This window comes from uncultured Clostridium sp., assembly GCF_934754915.1.
Classification (GTDB): Bacteria; Bacillota; Clostridia; order Clostridiales; family Clostridiaceae; genus Clostridium.
Genome location: NZ_CAKVKB010000148.1, coordinates 1 through 7,408 on the forward strand (window position 1 = coordinate 1; position 7,408 = coordinate 7,408).

Consider the following 7,408-nt stretch of genomic DNA (forward strand, 5'->3'; position numbering starts at 1 on the left):
GTATTACAGTTCTGAGAATTGTCAAAACTGCACTTTTCATAGAACAGCCAATTGCTTGAAAAAACACTGGGAATATAAGTGATGTAACCATAGGAATAAATGACATTCCAATTATTCTAAAACCATGTGTCCCGATAGTCAATACATCTATATCATTTGAAAGCATCTGTTTAGGAATAAATTCAAAACATAAGGTACCAACAAGCATCAGCATAAAGCCAAATAATATTGAGTTAGATAAAGTTTTTTTGCATCGTTTTATATATCCAGCGCTATTATTAAAGCTAAGTATAGGTACAATACATGTTTGCATTGCTCCAAGAGGAATAAAGAAGAATGTCTGCCATTTATAATATAATCCAAGTGCTGTCACTGCCTGATCAGAAAATTGTTTTAAAATAAGATTTAATCCTAAAATATAAAATGTATATGCAGATTGCATCAATATATTAGGAAAACCAAAATAATAAATTTGTTTTATGTATCCTATGTACTTTGAAGGTTCTGGAACCCTTTTACATCCTTCTGACATTACAATAAGTGCTGCTGATACCTGTCCAAGTACAGTTGCTATGTCTGCACCAGCGATTCCTAATTCAGGTATTATTCCAAATCCCCAGATTAATAAAGGATCAAGAATAATATTTACAACTGCTCCCACAATCTGAGCAGCCATAGGAAGTTTCATATTGCCTCCAGCTTGAAGAACTTTAGTCCAGATACTTTCAAAAAACATTCCCATACTGAATACACTTACTATTCTTCCATATTTAATGACTTCATTTATTACTGATTCAGAATTTGTAGACATTTCTGCGTAATAAGGCATGAACAGATAAGAAATAACTGCAAAGGATATCCACATTATAAATGCCAGAATATTTCCTATTCCAGCTGCTTCTTCACTTTCCTTTTCTTTTCGTACTCCACGATAATGTGCTATAAGTGTGTTAATTCCAACTCCAGTTCCTACTGCCAAAGAAATTGTCAGTAATTGTAACGGGTATATTATAGATAGCGCTGTTAATCCATCTTCTGAATATTTTCCAACAAAATAACTATCTATAATATTGTATAAAGCCTGTATTAATTGTGCAAGCATAACTGGTGGTGCCAGTTTGAAAAGGATTGTCCATATATCATCTTTTCCAAAATCAATAGAACTGTTTTTTTATTTATTTTCATTTTAAATACCTCTAGAAATAATTTATGAGTCGCTTCAATATATGTTTCATTTTATTATAACACAGTATATAAAATATTCAATTTTAAGGCATATATATATATTCAATGCACAATTAACAATGTAAAAGTAAAAATCTCTTTAAGGTTTCTGTGGCACAGGCATAAGAAACTATATATTTGTACAATCTGTGGATAACTTTAGAAAGGGGCAGAAATACAAAGTCTGCAAAACAGATTTTTTATTTACATGTGTTGGAGGAATGTTAAATTATATTTCAAATCTATATCATAGTATATGTATAAGTGTGACTTATCAAGTGTAAATAGAAACACATATTTGTATAAAATGTTAATGTTAAAAGTAAGTTAAAAATGAGCTTTTTTGTTAACATTTGTATAAATTTTGGTTAAAATTTAATTATGAATATTATATATAAGGAGAGTATAGACGAATATGCTAAAAATATTAATTGAACTTATGGGTGGACTTGGTCTGTTCATATACGGAATGAAACTTATGGGAGATGGTCTTGAAAATGCTGCAGGTGAAAGCTTAAAGAACATATTAGAAAAAGTTACAACAAATCGTGTTATGGGAGTACTTATTGGTACGGCTGTTACAGCCATAATTCAAAGCAGCAGTGCTACTACTGTAATGGTTGTAGGATTTGTAAACGCAGGACTTATGACATTATCCCAATCTCTTGGAGTAATTATGGGTGCTAATATTGGAACAACTATAACAGCACAGTTGGTTGCTTTTCAACTTGATCAGATTGCACCGATATTTGTTTTTGCAGGTGCAGCAATTGTAATGTTTGCAAAAGTAAAAGAAAGAATTGAGATAGGAAATATAATTTTAGGATTTGGTATTCTCTTTACTGGTATGGGAGCAATGAGTTCTGCAATGGAGCCAATTTCAACATGGCCTCAGTTTACAGATATTATTATTGCTATTGGTGACAACTGGATTATTGGAATTATAGTTGGTCTTGCATTAACTGCACTTATTCAAAGTTCATCAGCTACTACTGGTATTTTAATTGCTCTTGCTTCAACTGGTGCAATAACAATCAATCTTGCAATACCAATATTATTTGGATGTAATATTGGTACATGTGTTACTGCTCTTCTTGCAAGTATAGGAACGAATAAAACAGCACATAAAGCTGCTCTTCTTCATTTGATTTTTAATGTTGTAGGAACAATAATATTCATACCTTTCTTAGGCATTCTAGGAAATTTTGTTGCTTCAACAAGCAGTGATATAAGCAGACAGATAGCAAATGCACATACTATTTTTAACATTACAAACACTGCAATTCTTCTTCCATTTGGAAATTATATAATTAAATTGGTAAATAAAATAATACCAAATGACGATCCTATTGAACAAATGGGTCCTAAATTCATTGACAGCAGATTTTTAGAAACTCCTGTAATTGCTGCAGGACAGGTTATAAAAGAAACAATAAGAATGGCAGAAAAGGCTAAGAAAAATGTTCAGCTTGCTATGGATGGATTTTTAAATAATGATGAAGAGATGATAAAGCAGGTTTATGAAAACGAAAAGCTCATAAACATTCTTGAAGAATCAATAACTACATATCTTGTAAAACTTTCAAAATGTGTATTGTCAGATAAAGAAAAAGTTATTGTAGCATCTACATTTCATGTTGTTATAGATATTGAAAGAATTGGAGATCATGCAGAAAACATAGCAGATCTGGCTGTTGAAAAAAAGAGAAAAAAACTAAAATACAGCAGTGATGCCTTATATGAAATAAACGAAATATTTTCAGCTGTTATGGAAGCTTTAAATATTGCAATAACTTCTTATTCATCAAAAGACATTGAAAAAGCAAAAACTATAAATGAAATTGAAGATACTATTGATTTATATCAGAAAAATTATAGAGAAAAACATATAGCAAGACTTTACGATGGAAAATGTAATGCCAATGAAGGAGCTATCTTCCTTGACCTTATTAATGACTTGGAAAGAATCGGTGATCATTCTACAAATATTGCTGAAAATGTTATAGGTACTTCAATTTCTTAATTACAAATAAGAATCTAATTTCTGTACAACAAAAAACTGTCGCTAAAATATTGAGTATACTGCAAATTGTAATTGAATATTTTAGGGACAGTTATAATGATTTATAATAATATACCTGCAAATCGCTCAGTATATAATTCATCTCTTTTTAAATATTTTCTTACATCAGATAGATATTGTTCATTATGTTCTATTTCTTTAGAAAATACTTGAATCACTTTTATAATATCTTCCTCTGTAATTTTTTCATTTTTATGTGCAAGTGTATTTCCTATTAAAATAAATTTTACAAATGAATATCTTATTACAAGCATTATATAGTCATCAAATACAACATCACTGTTTGAAAATGGGAAAAGTTCCTTAAAAATATGGTTGACTATATAATTTTCAAATATATAGCTATATTTAGATAATATATTTTTATGGAATTCTGTATATGCATATACATATTTATCCTGTTTATCAATCATACTTTGTCCATTATTAAATTGAAATCCTTCTATAGCAGTATTGATTATATTTTTTAAATTTATGCTTATATTAAATTTTTCATCATAAAGCATTCGCACTAATTTTCTAAAAAATGATATCTGCATCATATAATCCATAAAAGATTTATCTATTGTTGATATTAAAGAATCCGTATTATAGCTTTCTATATAGTCATATATTTGAAAATAATTATATGTAAGTTCTCTTATTGCACCATGAAGGAAATGTCCAAGCATTGCAAATCTCTCATCAATTCTTAAAACTCTGTTCTGCATAATTTCAATGCTGACATTCCTAAGCTGTTTAACATATCTTTCATTTGAATATTCCATGTTTCTGTTTTTAGTATCAATGGTATCATTTATCATGTCATTTTTCAGTATAGTATTTCCTTGCATAAATTTCATTTTTTCTTTGTTAAGAAGGATAATTTTTGCTGCTTCAAGACATGATACATCTAAAGATATTTCATATGTATGATCAATTTTGTTTATTATTCTTGGAAAGTTTGTGCATACGTTCCCTAGATAACTTTCACCTAATTTTTTTTGAATCATACAATAATTATCTTTGTCTAAAAATGGGCATATATTTGAATCATTTAATTTTATATGTCCATAATCTGAATTTTCATTTTTACAGGTATTATGCCTAATTATATTATTATTTATGTATTTATTTAAGTCTATATCCTCAATATTTTTATATTGCCCAAATGTATTTTTATCAATGTATATAGTCCAATCTTTGCAGCATGTGTCTTCACATTTTCCTCCAATACATTTAAAATTACTCAAATATTCTGGATATATTGATTTAACATTTCTATTCACTGTTTTCTCCAATTTAATAACATATATGTTCCAATTAGCAATGTACAATTGATAATGTACGTTGAAGGATGAAATCTTTGCAGGGATTTCTTTAATTATTATGCAGTTTTATTATTAGAACATATATAGATTATATTATAAATTTATCTATGTCTTCTTTTTCTTGACCTTCTTCTTATATTTTTTGATGAAATATATTTTAACTTTTCTTTTTTGGCTTCCATCATTGAATCTCTGCATTTTCTGCATATATCATTAGGATAATCCCATGAAAGCTTTCTTTTGCATAAACTACAGACTCTTTCATGATCGAGAAGTTTTGTTAATAGAAGATCATTTATTTTATTAGCAGTTTTTTCTTTTTCACTTGATATATATTCATTGTTAATAACTATATCAAAATTTTTCCCGAAAGAATAATTAAGATCGAGGGATTTGTAATAACTTTCTAAATCATCTAATTGCTTTTTTGAGCTTATGTTTTGAGAAATAGAAGGTCTTTTTAAATTTACTATTCCACTGCTGTACATTCTGCAGTATTCTTCCCACAAAGCATATACAGTTTTATTGTTTTCCTCAAAAGGTATTGTTGCCATTTTTATAGCATCTTTTTTTGAAATATTTAACTTCAATTTTTTCAGTCTATTTAAAAGATAAATTATTCTTGTGACATCAGTTTTGGCAAAAATTCCATTCAAAGACATAGAGCTCCATGTTTTAAGTGAGTCTATAAGATCTATGTCTATATTAAGGAGTGAATCAGGAATTCCTGTAAAGCATTTTTCAATTGGCTTTGTTTCTGCTTTTAAAGCATTTCTTATCAAATTTAAATCACATGCAGCTGCTACATATCCTTTGTTATAGATTCCTTTACGTCCAGCTCTACCTGCTATTTGTTTTATTTCAGAAACTTTAAGTTTTCTAAGTGAAATTCCATCATATTTTTTAGTCTCAAGAAATACTATACGTTTTATAGGAAGATTTACCCCCATACCTATGGCATCAGTACATACTATTACATCAGTTTCATTGCTTAAAAATCTTTCAAACTGCTTTTTTCTTGTGGAATAAGGAAGAGAACCATATATAATGCTTGTTTTTATGTTCTTTTGAAGAAGTTCTGCAGAAACAGCAAGAGCTTTCCTCTTTCCAAATACAACAAGAGCATCACCTGGCTTTACATCTGTATCAATATTAAATGTTTTATCTTCAAATATAAGTTCCGTATCTCTTTTATGGTGAATGATTTCATAAGTATCTCCACATTCTTCAATAAGCTTTATTATTATATTTAATGCTTCAGGAGCCATGCAGATATGAACTTCTGGAGAAAGGACACCAATAATTGCACGAGTCCATGCCCATCCTCTTTGGGGATCACTTATCATCTGTGCCTCATCTATAACACATACTTCATATGATACATCTGTCCTAAGTTTTTCAATTGTAGAGGATATATGAGCAGCATGCAAAATTATATCTTCCTCTTCACCAGTAAGGAGAGAACAAGGAACATTTTCACTATTAAGCTTATCCTGTATTTCAAGAGCCAGAAGCCTTAAAGGTGCAAGATATACTCCAGTTTCTGCTTCCATGAGTCTTTTTATACTGGAATAGGTTTTTCCTGTGTTTGTTTCTCCAACATGAAGATAAAAATGTCTTTCCATGTATTTCACATCTTCATATTCATCTATAGGATTATCAAATATTATTTCTTTAAGCTCATCTTTTGCTTTTTTCTTTATATATATATTTTCTGCTGTCCATAAAGATCCTTTGTAACAAATCCATGGTATACAGTCTTCAAACTCCATAAGTTCTTTAATTGATGGTGCTTTCTCATTTTCAGATTTGTATTCTGAATATATGGTATTTTCAGTTATGGCCATTCTCTCAATTAATTTAAGAATCATGTTTTCCTTTGTTTTAAGGTATTTTTTATTTCTTCTTTCATATAGACTTTGATAATATCCAAATACAATTTTTCGTGCAGAAGTTAAAAAATCATCCATATATTCATGTCTTTTATATATTTTCATGTTAATAAGATCATTTAGTCTTCTGTCTAATGAATTCATTACCTTCATCTTTAGTTTCTGAATTCCTTCAATATGCGAATTCACATTAATGCAATTTTTTTTCATGAGTTTTATAAGTGTTTCTTCTTCCAAACTATGATTTTCATAAACACATTCTGTATAATATTCATTATTTAGATTTAAAAGCCTGCATCCTCTGTCATATACATCCAGCATAAATTCATTTTCAATATTTAACATCTTTGAATTTGTAAAACTTGCCCATTTACTTTTAAATGTATTTCCAAGTTCTGTTTTAATTCTCTCTTCCAGGCTTTTTTTCTTATCACAATTTAATTCTTGTTCATTTATATCATAATATTCTTTTCCATCTCTTGTTCTTTTATAGAAACGCACACTTTCAAACAGAAATTTTGAATCAGTATAATTTTTTTTAAATTCTTTATATATAATTCCTTTTTTCTGTTCCATATTATATTTTACTTTTTCATAAATTATTTCACCAATATCCTTAGGCATATATTTATAAGTCTTTTTATAAAGATAAGGTTTTTCTTCATCAATAGTTTCACATTCTACATAGGACCCTTCCCATGAAATGTCATTTAAAAAATCCTTGAAATACATATAATCATAGACATTAAATTTTCCTTTGTCTATAATGTTGATTTTGGAATTTTTATCTTCCATATTAAAAGATGAATCATCAATTTCAGCTTTTCTTTCATTTTGAATGTAATTAACAGTTTCTTTTAAAATTTCATTATTAAATTCCTCATCTATATATTTTGATA

4 protein-coding genes are annotated in these 7,408 nt (G+C 28.4%); 1 reads left to right on the forward strand and 3 read right to left on the reverse strand.

Features of this window, described 5'->3' with window-relative positions; translation table 11 throughout:
* Positions 1-1,102, reverse strand: a 1,102-nt coding sequence (locus tag Q0F58_RS15830) for an MATE family efflux transporter (RefSeq protein ID WP_294378699.1), incomplete at its 3' end; no start/stop codon positions are given.
* A gap of 537 nt (positions 1,103-1,639) precedes the next feature.
* Between Q0F58_RS15830 and Q0F58_RS15835 the strand changes: the two genes are divergently transcribed.
* Entirely contained in the window at positions 1,640-3,247 is a 1,608-nt protein-coding gene (locus Q0F58_RS15835) for a Na/Pi cotransporter family protein (protein WP_294378703.1), read from the forward strand.
* 101 nt (positions 3,248-3,348) lie between these two features.
* Here Q0F58_RS15835 and fliB read toward each other — a convergent pair whose 3' ends face one another.
* Together fliB and Q0F58_RS15845 are read right to left on the reverse strand one after the other, a co-directional pair.
* The gene (gene fliB, locus Q0F58_RS15840; RefSeq protein ID WP_294378705.1) at positions 3,349-4,575 is read right to left on the reverse strand and encodes a flagellin lysine-N-methylase; all 1,227 of its coding nucleotides are present in this window, start codon (positions 4,573-4,575) and stop codon (positions 3,349-3,351) included.
* A gap of 143 nt (positions 4,576-4,718) precedes the next feature.
* Positions 4,719-7,408, reverse strand: a 2,690-nt coding sequence (locus Q0F58_RS15845) for a DEAD/DEAH box helicase (protein ID WP_294378707.1), incomplete at its 5' end; no start/stop codon positions are given.